The sequence below is a fragment of the Haloferax mediterranei ATCC 33500 genome, from assembly GCF_000306765.2.
Lineage (GTDB): Archaea > Halobacteriota > Halobacteria > Halobacteriales > Haloferacaceae > Haloferax > Haloferax mediterranei.
In genome coordinates this window covers 151,897-171,872 of record NC_017941.2, presented here as the reverse complement: position 1 = coordinate 171,872, position 19,976 = coordinate 151,897, and the positions used below count along the sequence as shown (strand labels likewise).

The 19,976-nt window shown below is 62.3% G+C and carries 24 protein-coding genes; 10 read left to right on the top strand and 14 right to left on the bottom strand.

Translation table 11 applies throughout. The features are described from left to right. Window positions 1-139 precede the first annotated feature (139 nt). Both tnpA and HFX_RS00885 read left to right on the top strand, forming a co-directional pair. Window positions 140-571, top strand: a complete 432-nt coding sequence (tnpA, locus tag HFX_RS00890; RefSeq protein WP_004058466.1) for an IS200/IS605 family transposase — start codon at window positions 140-142, stop codon at window positions 569-571. Further along, window positions 568-1,845, top strand: a complete 1,278-nt coding sequence (locus HFX_RS00885) for an IS200/IS605 family transposon protein TnpB (RefSeq protein ID WP_004058469.1) — start codon at window positions 568-570, stop codon at window positions 1,843-1,845. Before tnpA ends, HFX_RS00885 begins: the two co-directional genes overlap by 4 nt. Here HFX_RS00885 and HFX_RS20255 read toward each other — a convergent pair. The 3 genes from HFX_RS20255 to HFX_RS00870 form a co-directional block, all read right to left on the bottom strand. Then, the gene (locus HFX_RS20255) at window positions 1,785-2,108 is read right to left on the bottom strand and encodes a DUF7475 family protein (RefSeq protein WP_014732053.1); all 324 of its coding nucleotides are present in this window, start codon (window positions 2,106-2,108) and stop codon (window positions 1,785-1,787) included. The genes HFX_RS00885 and HFX_RS20255 overlap by 61 nt on opposite strands. Before the next feature lie 155 nt (window positions 2,109-2,263). After that, on the bottom strand, window positions 2,264-3,037 hold the full coding sequence (locus HFX_RS00875) for a 23S rRNA (uridine(2552)-2'-O)-methyltransferase (protein ID WP_004058473.1): 774 nt from the start codon (window positions 3,035-3,037) through the stop codon (window positions 2,264-2,266). 148 nt (window positions 3,038-3,185) lie between these two features. Next, a complete protein-coding gene (locus HFX_RS00870; protein ID WP_004058475.1) occupies window positions 3,186-3,614 on the bottom strand; it encodes an arsenate-mycothiol transferase ArsC in 429 nt (142 codons plus the stop codon). 361 nt (window positions 3,615-3,975) lie between these two features. Here HFX_RS00870 and HFX_RS00865 point away from each other — a divergent pair, with 361 nt between their 5' ends. Next, window positions 3,976-4,719: a DNA polymerase sliding clamp gene (locus HFX_RS00865; RefSeq protein ID WP_004058477.1), complete on the top strand. Its 744-nt coding sequence runs from the start codon at window positions 3,976-3,978 to the stop codon at window positions 4,717-4,719. A gap of 112 nt (window positions 4,720-4,831) precedes the next feature. Here the strand turns inward: HFX_RS00865 and HFX_RS00860 are convergent, their stop codons facing one another. Together HFX_RS00860 and HFX_RS00855 are read right to left on the bottom strand one after the other, a co-directional pair. Next, the gene (locus HFX_RS00860) at window positions 4,832-6,532 is read right to left on the bottom strand and encodes a histidine kinase N-terminal 7TM domain-containing protein (protein ID WP_004058479.1); all 1,701 of its coding nucleotides are present in this window, start codon (window positions 6,530-6,532) and stop codon (window positions 4,832-4,834) included. Between the two features lie 123 nt (window positions 6,533-6,655). Further along, window positions 6,656-7,249, bottom strand: coding sequence for a DUF7474 family protein (locus HFX_RS00855; protein ID WP_004058481.1), 594 nt, complete (start codon window positions 7,247-7,249; stop codon window positions 6,656-6,658). Between the two features lie 128 nt (window positions 7,250-7,377). Between HFX_RS00855 and HFX_RS00850 the strand changes: the two genes are divergently transcribed. After that, window positions 7,378-8,475 carry a DNA primase large subunit PriL gene (locus HFX_RS00850; RefSeq protein ID WP_004058483.1) on the top strand — a complete coding sequence of 366 codons (1,098 nt, stop codon included), beginning with the start codon at window positions 7,378-7,380 and terminating at the stop codon, window positions 8,473-8,475. A gap of 111 nt (window positions 8,476-8,586) precedes the next feature. Here the strand turns inward: HFX_RS00850 and HFX_RS00845 are convergent, their stop codons facing one another. Then, complete coding sequence (locus HFX_RS00845; protein ID WP_004058485.1) at window positions 8,587-8,790, bottom strand: DUF7472 family protein; 204 nt, start codon at window positions 8,788-8,790, stop codon at window positions 8,587-8,589. Between the two features lie 219 nt (window positions 8,791-9,009). Between HFX_RS00845 and HFX_RS00840 the strand changes: the two genes are divergently transcribed. Then, window positions 9,010-9,657: an SWIM zinc finger family protein gene (locus tag HFX_RS00840; RefSeq protein WP_014732051.1), complete on the top strand. Its 648-nt coding sequence runs from the start codon at window positions 9,010-9,012 to the stop codon at window positions 9,655-9,657. Window positions 9,658-9,693: 36 nt separating this feature from the next. Here HFX_RS00840 and hjc read toward each other — a convergent pair whose 3' ends face one another. Next, window positions 9,694-10,119 (bottom strand): Holliday junction resolvase Hjc, encoded by a 426-nt coding sequence (gene hjc / locus HFX_RS00835; protein WP_004058489.1) that lies wholly within the window; start codon window positions 10,117-10,119, stop codon window positions 9,694-9,696. A gap of 109 nt (window positions 10,120-10,228) precedes the next feature. Beyond that, entirely contained in the window at window positions 10,229-11,515 is a 1,287-nt protein-coding gene (locus HFX_RS00830; protein ID WP_004058491.1) for an adenosylhomocysteinase, read from the bottom strand. A gap of 100 nt (window positions 11,516-11,615) precedes the next feature. Here HFX_RS00830 and HFX_RS00825 point away from each other — a divergent pair, with 100 nt between their 5' ends. Then, the gene (locus HFX_RS00825) at window positions 11,616-11,927 is read left to right on the top strand and encodes a winged helix-turn-helix domain-containing protein (protein WP_004058493.1); all 312 of its coding nucleotides are present in this window, start codon (window positions 11,616-11,618) and stop codon (window positions 11,925-11,927) included. A gap of 22 nt (window positions 11,928-11,949) precedes the next feature. On the opposite strand, the gene HFX_RS00820 is transcribed toward HFX_RS00825, so the two are convergent. After that, window positions 11,950-13,242, bottom strand: a complete 1,293-nt coding sequence (locus HFX_RS00820; protein WP_004058494.1) for an amidohydrolase — start codon at window positions 13,240-13,242, stop codon at window positions 11,950-11,952. A 159-nt stretch (window positions 13,243-13,401) separates the two neighbouring features. On the opposite strand from HFX_RS00820, the gene HFX_RS00815 reads away from it, so the two are divergent. Both HFX_RS00815 and HFX_RS00810 read left to right on the top strand, forming a co-directional pair. Then, window positions 13,402-13,749 (top strand): DUF7471 family protein, encoded by a 348-nt coding sequence (locus tag HFX_RS00815; RefSeq protein ID WP_004058495.1) that lies wholly within the window; start codon window positions 13,402-13,404, stop codon window positions 13,747-13,749. Then, window positions 13,746-14,258, top strand: coding sequence for a winged helix-turn-helix transcriptional regulator (locus HFX_RS00810; protein WP_004058496.1), 513 nt, complete (start codon window positions 13,746-13,748; stop codon window positions 14,256-14,258). Before HFX_RS00815 ends, HFX_RS00810 begins: the two co-directional genes overlap by 4 nt. 73 nt (window positions 14,259-14,331) lie before the next feature. Here the strand turns inward: HFX_RS00810 and HFX_RS00805 are convergent, their stop codons facing one another. After that, the gene (locus HFX_RS00805) at window positions 14,332-15,405 is read right to left on the bottom strand and encodes a M48 family metalloprotease (protein ID WP_004058498.1); all 1,074 of its coding nucleotides are present in this window, start codon (window positions 15,403-15,405) and stop codon (window positions 14,332-14,334) included. A gap of 78 nt (window positions 15,406-15,483) precedes the next feature. On the opposite strand from HFX_RS00805, the gene hisG reads away from it, so the two are divergent. Beyond that, a complete protein-coding gene (gene hisG, locus HFX_RS00800) occupies window positions 15,484-16,329 on the top strand; it encodes an ATP phosphoribosyltransferase (protein WP_004058500.1) in 846 nt (281 codons plus the stop codon). 50 nt (window positions 16,330-16,379) lie between these two features. On the opposite strand, the gene HFX_RS00795 is transcribed toward hisG, so the two are convergent. From HFX_RS00795 to HFX_RS00780, 4 genes are all read right to left on the bottom strand, one after another. After that, the gene (locus tag HFX_RS00795) at window positions 16,380-17,321 is read right to left on the bottom strand and encodes a CPBP family intramembrane glutamic endopeptidase (RefSeq protein ID WP_014732050.1); all 942 of its coding nucleotides are present in this window, start codon (window positions 17,319-17,321) and stop codon (window positions 16,380-16,382) included. 87 nt (window positions 17,322-17,408) lie between these two features. Further along, on the bottom strand, window positions 17,409-17,789 hold the full coding sequence (locus HFX_RS00790) for a DUF7473 family protein (protein WP_004058504.1): 381 nt from the start codon (window positions 17,787-17,789) through the stop codon (window positions 17,409-17,411). A 156-nt stretch (window positions 17,790-17,945) separates the two neighbouring features. After that, window positions 17,946-18,515: a TATA-box-binding protein gene (locus HFX_RS00785; RefSeq protein ID WP_004058506.1), complete on the bottom strand. Its 570-nt coding sequence runs from the start codon at window positions 18,513-18,515 to the stop codon at window positions 17,946-17,948. 58 nt (window positions 18,516-18,573) lie between these two features. Further along, window positions 18,574-18,885 (bottom strand): DUF5658 family protein, encoded by a 312-nt coding sequence (locus tag HFX_RS00780; RefSeq protein WP_004058508.1) that lies wholly within the window; start codon window positions 18,883-18,885, stop codon window positions 18,574-18,576. Between the two features lie 124 nt (window positions 18,886-19,009). Between HFX_RS00780 and HFX_RS00775 the strand changes: the two genes are divergently transcribed. Next, window positions 19,010-19,966: a methyltransferase domain-containing protein gene (locus tag HFX_RS00775; protein WP_004058510.1), complete on the top strand. Its 957-nt coding sequence runs from the start codon at window positions 19,010-19,012 to the stop codon at window positions 19,964-19,966. The last annotated feature ends 10 nt before the right edge of the window (window positions 19,967-19,976 follow it).

The following is a 19,976-nucleotide window of genomic DNA, read 5'->3' as shown; positions in this document are numbered from 1 at the left end:
ACGCTAAGCGTTCTGGTTGCCCGCCAGACGTAGTCTGGCGACGGGGATGAAGCCGACCAACAGTATTCAACCACCGTCGATGGCATAGACGGGGTTCCAACGCAGTCTTTAAGCCGTCTGGCCGTGATAGTATGCACAGATGGTGAAGAGCACCCGTCACGCGAAATATGAACTCTACTACCACATAGTGTTCGTGCCGAAATCGGACGGAATCGGAGATTCCGCTGACCTCGCGGAACAGGGTTCCGCTCAGTATCGGCGTTCGCACCTGACGGGGAAGACGAAGGAACGTCTCGAAACCATCTTCGCGGAAATCTGTGAGGACAAGGGTCTCGAACTGGCTGAGTCCGAGGTCATGCCCGACCACGTACACCTGTTCATCGGGAGTCCACCGAAGAACGCCCCGTCACTCATCGTCAACTGGGTTAAGGGTATCTCCGCCCGCAAGTACAACCAGCGGTACGACGACCGCGTGAAGTGGACTCGTTCGTACTACGTCGGTACGGCGGGGAGCGCCTCGAAGGACGCTGTCGAACAGTACATCGCTGAACAGGAGGGTGGCAACGAATGAAGCGCGTCAACACCTTCGAGGTGGTTCCACAGACCGAGAACGACAAAGAGTGCCTTCTACGGCTACTCGATGCCTCCGCCTCTCTGTGGAACGAACTGACCTACGAACGTCGTCAGAACTACTTCGGTGACGGCGACGTGTGGGACACGTCCGAGTACCGAGGGCGCTACAACGGTGTCGTCGGAAGCGCGACTGTTCAACAGGTCACGCGCAAGAACAGCGAAGCGTGGCGGTCGTTCTTCGCCCTCAAGGAGAACGGCGAGGACGCCAACCCGCCGTCGTACTGGGGCAACGAGGAGGACGGACGCGAACTCCGCACCTACATTCGGTGCAACCAGTACACGATTGAGTGGGGGAAGCGTAGCCGTCTCGAAATCCCTGTCGGGCAAGAACTGAAAGATGAATACGGACTCGGCTACCACGAACGACTCCGCCTCGAAGTCCGAGGCAACCCGAAGTGGGACGGCAAACAGGGTCGTCTGGAACTTGAGTACGACGAGGTGAGCGACACGTTCAGGGCTTTCCAACCAGTCACCGTACCTGATTCTCGACTGGATTCACCACTGGCTTCGGAAGAAGCCGCCCTCGACGTTGGCGCGAACAATCTCGTCGCCTGTTCCACGACTACTGGGAACCAGTACCTCTACGATGGACGGGAGTTGTTCGGACGGTTCCGCGAGACGACCGATGAGATCGCCCGCCTACAGTCGAAACTCCGAGAGGGACGCTACAGTTCCAAGCGGATTCGACGGCTGTACCGGCAGCGGACGAAGCGCCGTGACCACGCACAGAATGCGCTGGTGCGCAACCTCGTTGAACGGCTGTACGACGAGGGCGTGACGACGGTGTACGTGGGTGATTTGACCGGCGTGCTGGAAACGCACTGGTCGGTCAGGGTGAACGAGAAGACGCACAACTTCTGGGCGTTCAAGCAGTTCATCCACCGTCTCGCGTGCGTCTGTGAGGAGTACGACATCAGTCTCGAAGTTGAGTCGGAAGCGTGGACGAGTCAGACGTGTCCCGAGTGTGGCGACTGCGAGGAGACGGTTCGCCACGGAGATACGCTGACGTGTCCATGCGGATTCGAGGGACACGCTGACCTCACGGCGTCAGAGACGTTCCTTCGAGAAAACAGCGATACGGAAGTCAGGCCGATGGCACGGCCCGTGCGATTCGAGTGGGACGACCACGACTGGTCGGGGAAACCACACCCTCACGAAAGTCCCAAAGAAGTGCGCACAAACCCGCAAGTTGCCTCCGTGGAATCGGCATAGCCCGAACCCCCAACGGAGGAATCCTCGCGCTTTAGCGCGGGGAGGATGTCAATCAAGTAGACGATGATACCGCCGATGAAGCCGACACCGGCGAGGACGAACAGGATTGCCTGTGTCGAATCGAACTCCATGACCACCGGTGCCAGCGAGAGGTGGACGTACGCGGAGGCGAGCGCCCCGAGAATCGCGACGTAGGGGACGATTCCCGAGGGAAGCCCGGTGAACAGTGACCGTGACTCTGCGGTCGAAGTGTTGGTTGACATGAGGTCTCATCCCACAATACGTGTCAATCAAAAATAAGGATTTCCCAAAATCGGAGTCTACGTTAGACACAAGTCGAGTCGGAAGGAAGGCAAAGAAGCGAGCACGCTAATTCCTGACCGTACAGTCGGTCGTAATCAGCCGTCGAGCGGCGCGCTCAGTCGTCGACTCGCTCGGCGAACGCAAACCGCGGTTTCACGTCGGTGATGCGGACCGTCGGCGTGTCTCCCGTCTCCGTGTCGGAGACGAAAACGGTGAAATCTTCGACTTTCGCGATACCGTCGCCTTCGCTCCCCACGTCGATGATTTCGACTTCCAGTTCGTCGCCCGTGCGGACCGGGGCGGTGAGGAAGTGCTTGCCCACGAGATACTGTTCTGACGAACTGTCACGCGAGGCCTTCGGACGAATCGACCGGACGTACTGGAACTCCGGTTCCATGTCGGCGCGGAAGTCCGCGAGGTCCTGTCCGTCGAACACCTTGACGGCGAAGTCGCCGCCAGTTGCGAGGAGTTCCTGTGCGACTTCGAACGCCTGCCGCGCGAGGTAGATAGAGCGGGCGTGGTCCAGCGAGTACTCGCCGGTCATGTTCGGAGCCATGTCGGAGACGACGGCGTCGGCACCGGCTTCGCCGATGATGTCCGTCAATTGTTCTTTCGTCTCGTCTTCGGTCATGTCGCCGCGAATCGTCTCGATGTTGTGGCGGTCGAGGTCGCGGATTCGCTGGAGGTCGACGCCGACGACCTTGCCGTGGTCGCCGACCTTCTCCGAAGCGACCTGAAGCCACCCACCGGGGGCGGCACCGAGGTCGACGACGGTGTTGCCCGGACCGAACAGTCCGGCGTCCTCGTCGAGTTGTTTCAACTTGTAGGCCGAGCGGGCGCGGTAGCCCTCCTGTTTGGCCTTGTTGTAGTAGTGGTCCTTGCGCGCCATGGTTAGTTGCCCGTCAGTAGCGTATCAGGCCGTATACCGCCTTCGGCTTACATTGGAGGTGTGCAAAGACGGGTCATGCGCCGATTCCAGCGGTACCCGTATCTCACGAGAATTCATCCGTCACCGACGACTCGGCAGTCGTCAGTCGTCAGTCGTCGCCCACGACTTCGTCGAACAGCGCGGACACACGGCGTTCGATGTCGTCTCGAATCTCTCGAACCGCATCGAGTTCCTGCCCGTCGGGGTCGTCGAGCGCCCAATCGCGGGCATCGCCGCGCCACGTCATCGGACAGATTCCCTCGGCGGAACAGCCCATCGTGACGACGATATCCACGTCCATGATGTCGTCTTGGCTGATAGCTCTCGGTGTCTCGTTTTCGAGGGAGAATCCGTCCTCACTCATCACCTCGACCACCTCGTCGTGGACGTGGTCTGCGGGGTCGGTCCCACCGGTGACGATGTCGATTCGGTCGCCGACGTCGCGCTCGTCTCGCTCGCGTCGAGCGAACGCCGTCGCCATCTGGCTTCGACCAGCGTTCTGGACACAGACGAACGCGATGCGGGTCTGTTCACTCATTTGTTATCACTCCGGTCGGGAACGAACCGACTGAACCGCGTCGTATGTTGCGCCATACAAAGACGGTTGCACAATTAGACATATGACTGCGTCGAAGCCTGCAACGCCTTTTTTCTGGATTTTAGCAGTAGATAACCCGTGCCAATAAGAGTCATTGTGAGGCGTCCGGAGACCATGGGAATCGACCTCGCCGTCGCACAAGGAGACCCGAACCACCTCGTCGCACACGATACCCCAACCTCGTCGCACACGATACCCCAAATTCGCCACGGGGGCGCACACGCGGGAGGGCGTGCGGGAACATCATATGATGAGCCCAAATCAGGAGTATTTTTAAGACCGATGTCGTACGACGGCACATATGTTCAAGGCCATCGTGAGTGCCGCGACGCTCCGGGACGCGCTCGACTCTGTGAGCGTCCTCGTCGATGAGTGTAAGATTCGACTCAACGAGGAGAGGCTCTCTATCCGTGCCGTTGACCCCGCGAACGTCGGTATGGTGGACCTCTCGCTCGACGCTGCGGCGTTCGAATCCTACGAGGCTGACGGCGGCGTCATCGGTGTCAACCTCTCTCGCCTCGAAGAGGTCGCTGGCATGGCGGGTTCGGGTGACCTCATCCACCTCACGCTCGACGAGGAGACGCGCAAACTCAACATCCGCATCGACGGACTCTCGTACACGCTCGCGCTCATCGACCCCGATTCGATTCGACAGGAGCCGGACATTCCGGACCTCGACCTTCCTGCGAACATCGTCCTCGAGGGCACGCACCTCGACCGCGGTATCAAGGCGGCCGACATGGTTTCGGACCACATCCGTCTTCGCGTCGACAGCACCGAAGAGACGTTCCACGTCGAAGCCGAAGGCGACACCGACGATGTCGACCTCTCGCTTCCCCCGGCGGACCTCATCAGCATCGAAGCTGGTAGCGCCGACTCGCTGTTCTCGCTCGATTACCTCAAGGACATGAACAAGGCGATTCCGGCCGACGCCGAAGTCACCGTCGAACTCGGCGAAGAGTTCCCGGTCAAACTCCACTACCAGATTGCCGAAGGGATGGGCAACATCACGTACATGCTCGCCCCGCGCATCCAGAGCGACTAATCGAAGCGGCGAGGCGTTTCGACTCTCCTCTCTCTGGACCGTCCTAACCGTTCTACGAACATCCGACCCGAGAGAGCAATCTACGAGACAGAAGACAGACCAACGAAACCACTTACGTTTCTGACGCTGCGGCGTCGTCTTCGGGACGACACCAGTGCGGCAGTCGAACTGTCGCCGTCGTCCCCTCGTCCACGTCAAATTCGAGTTCCCCACCGAGGGAATTGACCGTCCAGCGGACCGCCCACAGACCGAGTCCGCTTCCATGCTGGAGTGGCGACTCGCTGCCGGTTTCGACGACCGACCGTTCGTAGTCGGGGACGCCGGGACCGTCGTCTTCGACGCAGATAACGAGGTCCGAACCAACGTCGCAGAGTGACACACGAACGGCCGGGTCGCCGCCGCCGTGTGCAAGCGCGTTCTCGACGAGTTCGCGGACGAGCAGTTTGGCCGCTGGCTCGCTTCCCGTGACAGGGAGCGACTCGGGGGCGTCGATAGTCACCGTGCTGGCATCGAACTCCTCGTTGACCGTGGAGACAGCGGCTTGAACCGTCTCGACGGCGTCGAATCGGCTTCCCTCGTCGATACCGGCCATGACGCGTTCGACCGTTCGGGCCTTTTCGCCGAGCGAGAGCAACTCGTTCGACCGGGCTCGAATCGTGTCAGCGGCATCCCGTTGGTCCGGTGGGAGTCGGTCGGAGACCATATCGGCGTAGCCGATGACGACCGTCATATCGTTGCGAAGGTTGTGCCGAAGGACGCGGTTCAACACTTCGAGTCGCTGACGGCGGCGAACACGACCCGTCACGTCGGAGACGGTGACTGTCCGCCCGAGACGCCGCTCGTGTTGGTCCGTGACCGGCGAGACGGTGACTTCGTAGGTCCGGCGGCGACGGTCGACGGTCACGTCCACGAGTTGGCGGTCGTCGTCGAGGTCGACACCGGGAAGCACCGACGAAAGCGGGTCGAAAGCCACCGCTGCATCGAGGTCGAGAAGCGACGTCGCAGCCTTGTTGGCGTCGACGATGCGGTTCTCGCGGTCGAGGACGAGCACGCCCACAGCGACGTCGTCGATGGCGGCCCGACGACCCAATCGTCCGGTCGCAGGCGAGAGACCGAACAACTGGAACCGATAGAGAGCGTAGCCGAACGTCGCGCCCGTCACCGACAGCGCGACCGGCGTGAAGTTCACCATTCGGAGCGGGCCGAGTCCGAACGTGTGGGCGACGTGGGCGACGGTCGGCGCAGTTGACCCGATGGCGAGCGCAACCGCCTGCGAACGGTATCGAGAGAGCCGTTCGGCCAGCATCTCGACCACGAGGACGAGACCGGAACCGATGATGACGTAGCCGTACACGGCGTGGAGGTGATACCAGAGGCTCGGGTCGAACCGAACCGTCGCCGCGCCGAAAACTGGGTCGAGGTGGTAGTTCGTCCAGAGGAGTCCGTGGATTGGATTCGTCACGAGCGCGACGACGGTAATCGCCGGAAACAGGAGTAACCCGGCGACGAGGCGACGTGTGAGGAGTTCGCCGCGTCCGGTGTACGAAAGCGAGAAGGCGAACCACGCCGGGGCAATGATGGCCTGTGCGACCTCGATAGGGAGTTGAAACCAAAACCGGAGGGAGAGGTCGAACGTCGTGAGTGCGACGGCGTAGGAGGCCGCCCAGAGCGTCGCTGCAAACAGAAGCACAGACAGCGACTTCGACCCGGGTTCGGTCCCTTCGCGCCAGGCGACAGTCCCGATAGCACCGGAGACGAGTGCTGCGATAAGACAGAGAACTACAAGCGGTGAGACAGGAACGACCGAAGGCACGGGTAAACCTCTAACTCACCCGGCCTAACACTTGTGGGCCACATATTGAATTAACAACAAATAGTCATGAATCTCGGTTGTCAGGTTACTGTGAGAGTCCACTGAGTATGGAACGGTCCTCCCTTAGGAACGGTAGCGGTCGATGACGCGCTTTGCCGAGATGGCTTTCTCCTTCCAGCCGTAACCCGCATCGTAGACGTGGCGCTTCTTTTCGACGAGTTCGGCGGGCGTCGCCTCCTCGAATCCGCCGCGGTCCCACGCGCCGGTCTCGCGGAGCCAGTTGACGACGTTTTCGCGTGTCTCCGGCCACGACAGGCCGACCATCTCGTACCACGCAATCATGGCGAAGACGGCGTTGTCGTGACAGCCGGGGACGCTGCCGTACTGGTGGAGCGTCCGCATCGGTTCGTGCGTCGGTTCGGACACTTCCTCTCTGAACTCTTCAGCCGTGAGGAGACGGAGAACGCCCGATTTCGCTTCCGACACCCGTTCGTCGCGTTTGAGTCGACCGAGTGCTGCCTGTCGAAGCGGCCCCCACTCGCCGGGAATCTCGCGGCGAAGCGTCTCTTCGTCGCACGGCCTGCCGGTGAGAACCGAGACGATATCGACGTAGGCGTGTTCGACCTCCACCCACGGCGTTCCCTCGAACTGGCAGTCCGCGTCGTGGAGACTGGTCGTCGCACGACAGTCCGGACACGGGTAGTCGAAGTGCGGCACGTGAGAGGCTGAGGATGTAGTCCGTAATAGGTTGTGTGATGCGTCGTCGCCACGAGTGCCAACGCCACGCGCGCACCGGCGAATCCGTCGCGTTTATCGGGAGGCACCCGGAACGTGGCGGTATGCGGATGCGCCCGCTCCACGCTCGATACCCGTTCTTCGCCGCGGCCAGACAGGCGGTCGAATCGGCCGAGGTTGCGATTGCAACGCTCGTCACCGAGGACGCCCCGGCCGTCGAGCGTGGGGTAGAGCGCGTCGAACGCGCCCTCATGGAGGGCACTGTCGAAGCCGAGGACCCCTACGCGTGGGACACTCAGTCGGAACTCCTCTCGTACCCCATCTCTCGCATCATCGTCTCGCTCGTCGAGACGCCCGCGGCGGTGGACAAATACGCCCGCGCCGAGGCAGACACCGCCTACGAGCGCATGCTCGCCGACTTCGGAGCCGGTGACAACGATATCAACAGCGACGCGCGCGCCAGCCTCGACGACTTCCTTCGGGAGTTCGACCTGACCGACTCCGTTCGGGCCGAATCGACCGGAAACAGCCATCGTGCGCCCGAATACTACTGGGTCGATGTCGGTCCGTACCTCACCTACTGCGACACCGACTGGGGAGCCAACTGGCGACTCGTCAATCGCTCGCTCGCCGACGGGGCAGTTCGCGTCGCTCGCACAGAACTCTACGAACTGCTCAGAGAAGCAGTACGCCGCCGCGTCGCCGAGGGACTCCCCTTCACCGTCCGCGGCAGCGACGCGGGCGACCAACTCGCCGACGCGCTCAAGCCGCACGTCGAGCGCCTTCGAAACCTGCTTTCCGACCGCGGCGCTATCAACGTCGTCTACACGGACTCGGTCGACCCCGACCACTTCCCGCCGTGTGTCGAGGCGCTCTTGACGCGGGCGCAAGACGGCGAAGCCCTCCCGAACGAAGCCGCGTTTTCACTCGCGGCGTTCCTCGTCGGCGTCGGACTCAGCCCCGAAGAAGTCGGTGGCGTCGTCGGCGAGGCGAACGCCGAATCCCTGAAGAACCGCGCAACGATTCTCGCTGACTCCAGTGGGTCGCAGTACGCACCACCGACCTGCGAGACGATGCAGGCGTACGACCTCTGTGTGAACCGCGACGACCGCTGTGACACCATCTCGCACCCGATGAAATACTTCAAAACCGCGACGACCGATGCGGAATCGGCGGCCACAGATGAAGCTACTGGCGGCGCGGACTGACAGTACGGGTATCAGTTTCCATCGATTCGGTTGAGACTGTGCTTCGACTGCAGAGCGCTGCCGCTCGGGAGAGCGGGAGACGTGGCGGCGAGAACGTCGCCGAAGTCGGTCTTAGGAGGAACGAGACAACCAAATGCCGATACCTGCCATCACGAGCACGAACGCCGCGATAGCGCCTACAAGTGCAAGCCCGCCGGTGGAGGCGAGTCCACTCTGATTGAAGGTCGAACCGATGCCGACGATGAGGGTGATAAACACCCCGACCGCGACGATGGAGACGGCAATCTTCCGACGCATCTCCGCTTCGAGAGCCATGCGACGACGTATCCGCGGCCATTCTAAAAGGTCTTCGATGGGCGGATGGCCGACGAGAGCCACTCACGCGGCCGATTTTCTACGCGAAACGAGGGTTTAGGTCGCTCGGGGACCTATATTTTTGTGACGGAAACTGACCCCTGACCAGCCGCTGGTACGGGTCGAAAACCGCACCACACCATGACGCACACTGCACACACACCCGCGTCGACTCGCCCGGTGCGCCGCAAGACCACACTCGAATCGGACGGGTTGACCGGTCGCGCACGCCGCGCCCGCACCGAGCCGATGGCCGTGCGACCGCTCCGCGACGGTCGCTACGTCGTCGAAACCGACGGTGGAACCTACGTCGTCGACGTGGAAGCCCGAACCTGCACCTGCCCCGACCACGCCATCCGACACACTCGCTGTAAACATCTCCGGCGCGTCGCTATCGAGATTACCCGCGGCGAGATTCCGCCGCCGGGTCACCGAAGTGCCACCTGCGCCGTCTGTGGCGACGAGACGTTCGTCCCGATGGACGCACGAGGCCCGCAACTCTGTGCCGACCACGAGCATCACACCGGCGACCTCGTCCGCGACAGGGAAACCGGGAGTCTCCTCGTCGTTACACGAGCGATGGAACGCCGCGCCGACGAAACCCCAACCGAGACAGGAAAACACGTCTCCGAGTACGAGAGTAACGTCGACTACGGCGACCACGAACCGGTGTTCGAGGCAGTCTACCTCGACTCGCTCCCGGCAGACGCCGGACTCGCCGAACTCGGTCGCTTGAAGACGTATCGGTTCCCGGCCTCTCGACTCAGTCGCGTCGAGCGCGGATTCGTCGGAACGCGCTCGCTCGGCGAAAGGTTAGCCCGCGCCTGAGTCGTCTCCGCGCGCAACGCATCGCTTTCCGCTCGCTTAGTCGTCGTCGCCGAGACGCGTCTGTTTCGGGCCGCCGGTGAACGACTCGAAGTCCTCGCCCTCCGAGAGCGCCGTCTCCTTTTTGACGCGGTAGTTCCCGCCGTCTGTCACATAGAGGTCGCCGGGGTGGAAGAAATACCAGTCCTCGCGGTCGAATCTGACGGCGATGCGGGCCTTCGCACCGAAATTCTGCGAGAAGTAGATGAGCGCTTCGACCTCCTCGCCGCTCAAGTAGATAGGGCGGCCACTGGACGCCTTCGCCTCGATGGCGTAGAACACCTCGCCGTTGCCCGCAAGCACGTCGGGCAGTTCGCGCGTCGTCGCGCTCCCGGACGCGGGGGCACGCATGACCGCGAACCCGGCCTCGTCGAGTTCGTTCACGAGTTCGCGTTCGCGTCGGTCTCCCTTTCTGTTCGAAGACATGCTCGTGAGTCAGAGAGTGGCAGTGATAAAAGAGACGAAGCGAGAGCTCGAAGGAACGAGACTGAAGTTTGTAAATCGAGCCTACAACAGGAGTAAAGGGAAGCCCGACTTACGTTCCGTGGGCCCAGCTGCCCATGTATTCGCGCTGTTCTTCGGTCATCGAGTCGAACTCGATGCCTTCCGCTTCGAGCTTGATTTCGGCGACTTCGCGGTCCAGTTCGTCGGGCACGTCGTGGACACCGGCGTCGTACTCGTCGCCGTTTTCGACGAGTTCGCGGACGACGACAGCCTGCACGCCGAACGACTGGTCCATGACCTCGACCGGGTGGCCGAGTGCGATGGGCGATGCGAGGTTGACGAGGCGACCCTCGGCGAGCACGTTCAGGCGGCGGCCGTCTTCCATCTCGTAGGCGTCGACGCCGTCTCGGGCCTCGTACTGGTCGACAGCGAGGTCAGAGAGTTCATCGAGGTCGATTTCGATGTCGAAGTGGCCGGCGTTAGCGAGGAGGACGCCGTCTTTCATGTTCTCGAAGTCCTCGCGGGTGATGACATCGCGGTTGCCGGTCGTCGTGATGAACACGTCGCCGACCTTCGCGGCCTCCTCCATCGGCATGACCTCATAGCCCTCCATGTGGGCTTCGAGGGCGCGACGGGGGTCGACCTCGGTGACGATGACGTTCGCGTTCTGACCGGCGGCCTTCTTCGCGACGCCCTTGCCACAGTGGCCGTAACCACCGACGACGACGTTCTTCCCGGCGTACGAGAGGTTCGTCGTCATAGCGATGGTCGCGAGCGAGGATTCGCCCGTGCCGTGGATGTTGTCGAAGAGGCGCTTCATCGGCGTGTCGTTCACGGCGAAGACGGGGTACTTGAGTTCGCCATCTTCGTCCATCGCGCGGAGGCGGTGGACGCCGGTCGTCGTCTCCTCGGCCCCGCCGACGATGGTCTCGATGAGTTCGGGGTACTCCTCGTGGATGGTAAAGACCATGTCCATCCCGTCGTCGACGGTGATGGTCGGTTCGTGCGCGACGACCGCGTCGATAGCCGCGTAGTAGCCGTCTTCATCGACGCCGCGGACGGCGTAGGACGTGATATCGTCGTTCGCGTCGAGTGCGGCGGAGACGTCGTTGTGCGTCGAAAGCGGGTTGCAGCCGGTGACGGCGACTTCCGCGCCACCGAGAGCGAGCAGTTCGACGAGGTTCGCCGTCTTTGCTTCGACGTGCATGGCCATCCCGATGACCTCGCCAGCGAACGGCTGGTCGGCCTCGAACTGTTCACGGAGTTCCTGCAGGATGGGCATGTGCTGGAGCGCCCAGTCCATCTTGCGTCGTCCCTCCTCGCGTGCAGCCTCAACATCGTCGAGGTGCTCGGAGACGGGAGCGTAGTGTTCGCTCATACTCGTGGATTCGAAGAGGGGTCCGAAAACCTTACCGAAGGGAAGTCGAGTTTGCCCGAATCTACAAGTGTCAACACGGAGATTTCTGTAGTGAGGCGCGATGCTCATCATAAATAATGGTGAAACGGTTGCCGAACAGGAATTGTTCGCCCTGATGAGCGCACCAGCGGTCCCGGACCTGTTGCGTGTGGCCGACGAGCCGTTGACAGTCAAAGAGCTGAGTTCCCGCGCCGACGTCCCGCTTTCGACCGCATACAGGGAGGTAAAACGGCTCCACGAGGCGTCACTCCTCGAAAAGTCGATTATGGTGGACCACAGCGACGGCCGACACGTCTCGCAGTACTGCCGGACGTTCGAACGCATGGAGGTGCTCGTCACCGACGACGGGCTTCGAATCGAGTTGGCCGGGTGAGAGACACCCGTCGTTTCGGGGCTTAGACGCGTTCGCGGAGCGACGCGATAGCTTCGCGGGCGCGGTCCATCGCAGCAGACTCGTCGAGCGTCAGGACTTCGCGGTCCCGCATCAGCACCTGCCCGTCACAGACGGTGTGGCGAACGTCGGAGCCGCGGGTGGCGTACGCGAGGTGGCTCACGAGGTCGTTCGCGGGCGTGAGGTGCGGCGCGTCGAGGTCGATGACGGCGATGTCGGCGACGCCGCCGACTTCGAGTGCGCCACCCGGAAGGTCGATAGCGGCGGCAGAACCGGCGGTTGCCATGTTGACCACGTCTTCGGCGGCGACGGCGCTCGCATCGTCGGCGGCGAGTTTGCCGAGCATCGCAGCGTCGCGCATCTCGTCGAACATGTCGAGGTCGTTGTTCGAGGCGGCCCCGTCGGTGCCGAGACCGACCGTGACGCCCGCGTCGAGCATCGCCTGTACGGGAGCCATGCCGGAGGCGAGTTTCATATTCGACGCCGGGCAGTGGACGACGCCGGTGCCCGCCTCGGCGAGCAGCGAAATCTCCTCGTCGTCGACGTGGACGCCGTGGGCGAGGAAGTCGCGCTCGGTCAGCATACCGAGGTCCTGTGCGTACGCGAGCGGTCGCTCATCGCGCTCGTCCACGATGGGACCGACCTCGTCGGTCGTCTCGTTGGCGTGGTAGTGGACCGGGATGTCGTCGGCGTGCGCCTCGGCGGCGGCCTCGCGAAGGTACTCCTCGCCGACCGTCGTCAGGGAGTGCGGCATCACGGCCGTTCGGATGCGGCCGTCGGCGGTCCCGTCGAACTCGCGGGCGACCTCGATGCTCTCTTCGATGTCGTCCCACGCGTCGTCCTCGTCCTTGCCGATGGTGACAGACCCATGGCCGAGTCGGGCGCGGAGACCCGACTTCTCGACGGCATCGACGATTTCGGGGACCTCGAAGTACATGTCCGCGAACGTCGTGGTGCCGGATTTAATCATCTCGACGAGACCGAGTTCGGCCCCGACGCGCACGTCTTCGGGCGTGAGCGCGGCCTCCGCCGGCCAGATATCCTCACGGAGCCACGTGTCGAGCGGCTTGTCGTCGGCGTAGCCACGGAGGAGCGTCATCGCTACGTGGCAGTGCGCGTTCACCACTCCGGGCATGACGAGACAGCCCTCGGCGTCGAGCGTCTCGTCCGCGTCGGCGTCGAGGTCCGCGCCGATATCGAGAATCGTTCCTGCGTCGCGGTCGATGAGAATGTCTGCGTCCTCGATTGTCGCATCAGGGCGAAGCACTTGTCCGCCTGCGATTCGGAGCGTATCCATGTCGCTCGTTCGGTCCGGGGGTGTCGTCAATCCACCGTCTCGGCGTCGCCGGTCACCTCGAAGCGTCGTGCCAACACAGGAGTCACCGATGATAGTCCGATTCCCGAAAATCGAGAATGAGCAAAGACCCTTACGTATAGACCCAAATTATGAGGGGATATGGAGTCCCCGTTGAACTTCGCGCTCGTTCCGGGGCACGTCCAAGCAGAAAGCCCGTGGATAACCGCTGTCGTCGCCCTCGCAGGGATTTCGTCGGTGGTGTTAGCCGGGCTGGGTGTCGCGGTGTTCTTCCGCCGACGAACGCGGTCGCACCTGCTCATCGCACTGGCGCTCCTCGCGTTCGCGTCACGCGCGGCCGTCTCGGCGCTCACCATCGGTGGCATCCTCTCGGACTTCAACCACCACGTCATCGAGCATCTCTTGGACCTCGTAATGGCCGGACTCGTCCTCGCGGCCATCTACTACGCCCGACGTATCGAGCGCGAAACGGGGGTAAATGAACCATGAGCGAGACACGAACCCGCGTCGCCGACCACATCAAGCACAATCCGGGAGTCCACTTCAACGAGCTCGTCCGCGCGCTCGACCTCGCTCCCGGGCAGGTACAACACCACGTCCGCAGACTGCTCTCTGACGAGACGGTCCGCCGAACCGAATTTTACGGACGGACGCACTACTTCCCGCCGGAGTTCGACGACTGGGAGCGCGGTGCTCTCGCACTCGTCCGACGAGAGACCGCCCGCGACATCCTCGGACACCTCCTCGAACACGGAGACGCCCGCCCAGACGATGTCGCCGACGCCATCGGCGTCGCCCGGAGCACGCTGGAGTGGCATCTCGACCATCTCACCGAGCGTGACCTCGTCGAGAAAGAGCGTGACCTCCACAACCGCGTGACGCTCGTGCTTACCCATCCGAAGCGGACGACGAAACTCTTAGACGAAGTGTCGCCGTCGCTTCCCGAGCGGTTCGTCGACCGATTCGACCGCCTCATCGACGCACTCGTCGAAGGCTGACCGCTGCCGCCTTGATTCTGTGTGGTTCCGGGATGGTACCACCATGACCGGTGGGTGTCATCGTGACCGATGACTACGACTCGCCTGTCACCTGTTTGAGCCGCTCGATTCGCGACTCGTAGGACGGTTCGAACGATTTAGCCGACCCCACACGGCTGCGGTCGACTTCTTCCACAGTCGCTTCTAGCGCATCCGCCAGCGTTTCGTGTCCAACCTGTTCTGCCGCCGCATCGTCGGCTCGGAGCTTGAGTCGTTTGTTCAGCGCAGCACCGACCAACAGCACCAAGACGCCGATAGCCGCAAACATAAGGAAGTTGTTTCCGGGTGCGAGTCCAGAGAGGACAAGTCCACCAAACGCGGTGGGTGCGAGCAACTGAGCTTCGTATGTGAACTGACCCGTTCGCTCCGCTTCGACGGCGAGAATCGCAGCGACGATGTCGTCGTCGTAGCGTTCGAGAAGCGAGTCGGTCACGAAAAGCGTCTTCCGGCCGACTGGTCCGCGAACGAGGTGGTCCGAGCGGTAGCCGTTTCCGTCGAGCAGTCGGGTTCGAGTGACCGAGAGTCCGACGCGTGACTGAAGTCGGTCGAGTCTGCGTTGGGTGTCCGCGTCCGGTTCGGTCGTCGTCTGCGAGAGACCGACGAGTGGTGTGGAAAGGAGGTACGCCGCGGTAGCGAAGAGGACGGCAGTCAGCGCACCGCTGGAGAGACCGTACCGAATATCGACCCGGTACACAATCACCATGCTAAGAATCATGGCCACGAGAACGGCCTGGTACCGGAACATCTTCCCCGCGGCCGTAAGCGCACCCATGTCCGAGTCGCGGACGCGCTTTGCGACCGGGAACGCGCCCAGATACGAGACCGTTCCGACGAGCGCGGCACCGAGGCCGACACCGGCCCAGCCGAGAATCGACCATGGCCACTCGCTCGGGAGGCCGACGAGGGTGAGCAGTTCTTGATCCGCGTCGAACAGCCATGTGACGACCGCAAAGAGGGCTGCGGCTAGGAGCCAGTTCGAGTGGATACGTTGGCGAAGCGGGTTGGCCGACGCATCTCGTTTTTCGAGTCGGCGGGCGCTCACCCACGACCAGCCAGCACCGAGGAGGGACACGGCGAGAAACGTGCCGACGAACGTGACGGGAACCATACAGCACGGGAGCGCAGACGTGTCAAAAATGATTGCGACTTGCGAAAGTCAATTAGCTTCGGGACGAGACGGAACGGTATGCGAATCGCCGTTCCCAACAAGGGCCGCCTGCACGAGCCGACGATAGACCTCTTGGAACGTGCGGGACTCCACCTTGACAACGGTGCCGAGCGAAAACTCTACGCCGGGACTGTCGACCCCGACGTGACCGTGCTCTTCGCCCGCGCCGCCGACATTCCCGAATACGTCCGTGACGGGGCCGCCGAAGTCGGCATCACGGGACTCGACCAGGTGCGCGAATCGGGCCACAGACTCGCCGAACTGCTCGATTTAGAGTACGGCAAGTGCCGACTCGTTCTCGCCGCACCCGAAGACGGCGACATCGAATCGGTCGAAGATGTCTCGGGGAAAATCGTCGCCACCGAATTCCCGCATATCGCCCAAAGCTACTTCGAGAGACAGGGAATCGACGCCGAAGTCGTCGAAGTGACCGGCGCGACTGAACTGACGCCGCACGTCGAGATGGCCGACGCCATCATCGACATCACCTCGACGGGGACGACACTCCGGGTCAATCGCCTCGCCGTGGTCGACGAAGTCCTTTCGTCGTCGGTTCGGCTGTTTGCTCGCCCCGAAGTCGTCGACGACCCGAAGGTCGCACAACTCGTCATGGCGCTCGAATCCGTCCGCTCCGCCGAGGACAAGCGCTACCTGATGATGAACGCGCCGCGCGAGAAACTCGACGAGGTAAAAGAGGTCATTCCGGGACTCGGCGGCCCAACTGTGATGGATGTCGCCGGAGGTGACACCGTCGCCGTCCACGCCGTCGTGAACGAACGCGACGTCTTCGAAGTCGTAAGCGACCTCAAGAACGTGGGTGCGAGCGGTATCCTCGTCACCGAAATCGAGCGGTTAGTCAAGTAGTCGCCCTCGGCCGGACCGACGTCATCAATCGAGACGCGAAAGGCGACGACCTACTCCTCCCACCGCAATTCCGGCACCGTCACGCCGGGGTCGAATCGAAGTTCGCCGTACCGGGCGCGGACGTACCACGCAATACAGGCCATTCCGACGATAATCGCGCCAACACCGAGGAGTCCCGCTTCAGGGCCGAACGCTCCACCGGTAACGACATCCGGGCCTTGTTCTGTCGTCTCCACGAGGGAGGTGCCGAAATCGAGACCGCTGACCGAGAAGCCGAAGAGACCGCCTTGGGCGAAATTCCACGAGATGTGGATGCCGGTCGGAATGGCGAGGTCACCGCTGAGTACGTAGCCGAGACCGAGCATAATACCCGCGAGTGTGATACTGAGCGTACTTGCAAGGCTCGAATTCGGGTTCATAAGATGGATAAGGCCGAAGACGGCCGCCGAGACGACAAGTCCGACTGTCGCCGCCGTCCGAACGCTGACCCGCCATCGGAGTCCCTCGGCGATGTCCGTGAGTACGACGCCCCGAAGGAGGAGTTCCTCCGAGATACCGACGACGATGAAGAGTGCCAAAAGCGAAGCAACGCCGGTGAGTCGGTCCGCACCGAATCCGACGTCGACGACTGCTATCCAGTCGGTTGCGAGACCGACGAGGAAGATAGCGGCCATCAAAGCCGCGCCGAGAACGAGTCCGAATCCGAGGTCGATTACCCAGTCGCGGTCGAGACCGAACCCGAGGTCGGTGACGGTTCGTCTGTCGATGTAGCGTGCGACGACGAGGCCGCCGAGTCCGGTCGACCCGGCGGAAACGACATTGACGGTAACCGACGTGAACGTGCTTGTGGCGAGCAGACTACTAACCGTCTGTGCAATGCCGAGGCCGACGACGAGCGCGACCAGCACGACGACGACAGGGGTAAAGAGAAGTCTAACCGGTGCGCGAGGGCGGCGTTCCGTGTCGTTCCAAACGAGTCGGCGGGGAGACACAGACGATGGTTCGCCGGCATCGGTGAAGAAAGTACGCGGCGGTTCCTCCCAGTCGCCTCACGCACTGAACTCACCGCCACCAGTCCCTCACGCCGGTGCGCTCAGCAAGATGACGACGAGACCGAAGAGGACGGTTCCGAGGAGGACGGAGACGACGAAATGAATCCCCACGATGTACGCAGAGAGACGGTTTGACCGACCATAGAGGAATTTGATAAAGCCGAAGTCGAAACCGAGTGCGAGACCGAGCGCGAGGAACGAGTTCCACTGGAACGTGGTGAACACGACGGCGATGGCCGCCGGGACCGGGCCGACGGCGAACGCCTTTTTCACCTCGACATCGCCGAGGACGTTCCGCGCGGCGATGTGGGCGGTAAGAGAGAGAAACAGCGCGAACAGCGCGAACGTTCCGGCGACGGCCGTTACCGGCGCACCGGAGGCGGCCGTCTGCAAGATGAGCGCGTCCATACCGGCGAGATGGACGCGACTAACTTAGATTCGGTCGATTCAGTCCCGTCAAGACCGAGGGAAAACGACCCGATTCCGAGGGACCCACCCGGCTCCGGTTAAAACACCCAATTCCGGTTATAACAACTTGCTCCCGATTAAAACACCCAGTTCCGGTTAGAACGACCCGCTCAGGAGACCGAGGTCAGAGAGACTCGACGTGATAACATCGACCGCCGCCGCAGCGTCTTGTGGTTTCTTGCCGCCCGTGATGACGAGTTTACCCGACCCGAAGAGAAGTGCCACCACGCTCGGTTCGTCAAGCCGATAGACGAGACCCGGGAACTGTTCAGGCTCGTATTCGATGTTTTCCAGACCAAGCCCGATTGCGATGGCGTTGAGATTCAGGTTCTCGCCGAGGTCCGCGCTCGTGACGATGTTCTGAACGGTGATTTCGGGGTCATCGTCGACCGGAATCTGGAGGTCACGGAGCTTGTCGAAGACGATTTCGAGACTCTCGTGGACATCATCGGTTGACTTCGCGCCGGTGCATACGATTTTGCCGGACCGGAAGATGAGCGCCGCGGACTTCGGGTTCTGGGTGCGATAGACGAGCCCGGGAAACTGTTCTGGGTCGTAATCAGCACCCTCGAGGTCCATCGCCACACTCTGGAGGTCGAGCTCCTGGCCGATTCCCGTGGAGGCGACGACGTTTTCGATGTTGATTGTGTCCTTGGGGTCGGTCATGCAACGGTTTAAGTCACGTATTTAAGGGTTAAAAAGATTGGTGCAGTTGGTTGACAACTCACGAACGGCGGCGGATAATCCGGACGTTGCGCACAGTGACGACTGTTCCGAGGAGTGTCAGCGCTGCGGGAACAACGAGTCGAGTGAATCCAGGTCGAAGTATCCAGTAGGCGGCGAAGAAAAGCGCCACAGAGACGAGTTTCAGGACGGCAAAAGAGCCGGGACCCGGGTCGCCGCCGGAGATGAGTCGAACGATTGGATTTCCCTCCTGTACGCCCGCCATCCTGACCCCGAGGACGGTCGTCAGATAGTCGCCGAGACCGTATGCGAGCGTCGCCGCACCCCAAAGGATGGCGTCGAGAGAGGCCATGCGGGTGGATTCGGACCAGCCGATATAAAAGTCGCCGTTGGCGAGCGGTTAGGTTTTCGTGAAGGTAGTCGCCGACGACCGATACCCTCATTTTCGCGGCGCGTCAGGTCCGAGCGTGTACGGATTGGAACTCGCCGGCGAGGAAGACGCGTTCGCCGCCCGCGAGGCCGAGTCGGCGGCGACGGACGTGACGGTCGTCGCGCCCGGCCTCGCCACCGCCCGCGGCGTGGACTCGGAACACGCAAAGCAGCTCGCGTACACCCGCCGCGTCGTGGAACTCGTCGGGCGCTGCGACCCCGATATCGACGCCGCCCGCGCCGTCGTCGAAGCCGCGAGTATCGACCGCGAGGGAACCATCGCGGTCCGCGCCCGCGACATTCGAAGCCTGACGGACGTGAGTACGACCGACGCCGAGCGCCGAATCGGTTCCGCGCTCGTCGACCGCGGATTCGGCGTCGACCTCGACGACCCCGACCACGAACTCCGCGTCTACTTCTCCGAAGACGCGTGTCTCGTCGGCTGGACTACCGTCGAAGGCGTCCGCGACTTCGCCGACCGAAAGCCCACGGACCGACCCTTCTTCCAACCGGGGAGTATGGCCCCCGTCGATGCCCGCGCGTTCGTCAACATGGCCGGTGCAGAACCCGGCGCGCGCATCCTCGACCCGATGTGCGGGACCGGCGGCGTGCTGCTTGAGGCCGGGTTGGTCGGTGCCGACGTGGTCGGCGTCGATGCGCAGGAGAAGATGGCCAGCGGCGCGCAGGTGAACTTGGACCACTACGTTGGTTCGGGCGAGGTGCTTCGTGGCGATGCAACTTCGCTTCCGCTCTGCGACGATTCGATGGATGGTGTGGTTTTCGACGCTCCGTACGGGCGGCAGTCGAAGATTGCCCAGCACTCGCTCGCAGATTTGGTTGGTGGCGCGTTGGCTGAGGTTCGTCGGGTGGCTCCACGCTGTGTGATGGTCGCCGACCGGTCGTGGGTCGATGAAGCTGAGGATGCTGGATGGGAAGTCGAACAGGTGTTCGAACGGCGGGTGCATCGGTCGTTAGTGCGATACGTGCATTTGCTGCATCGATAGTTTCGGAATC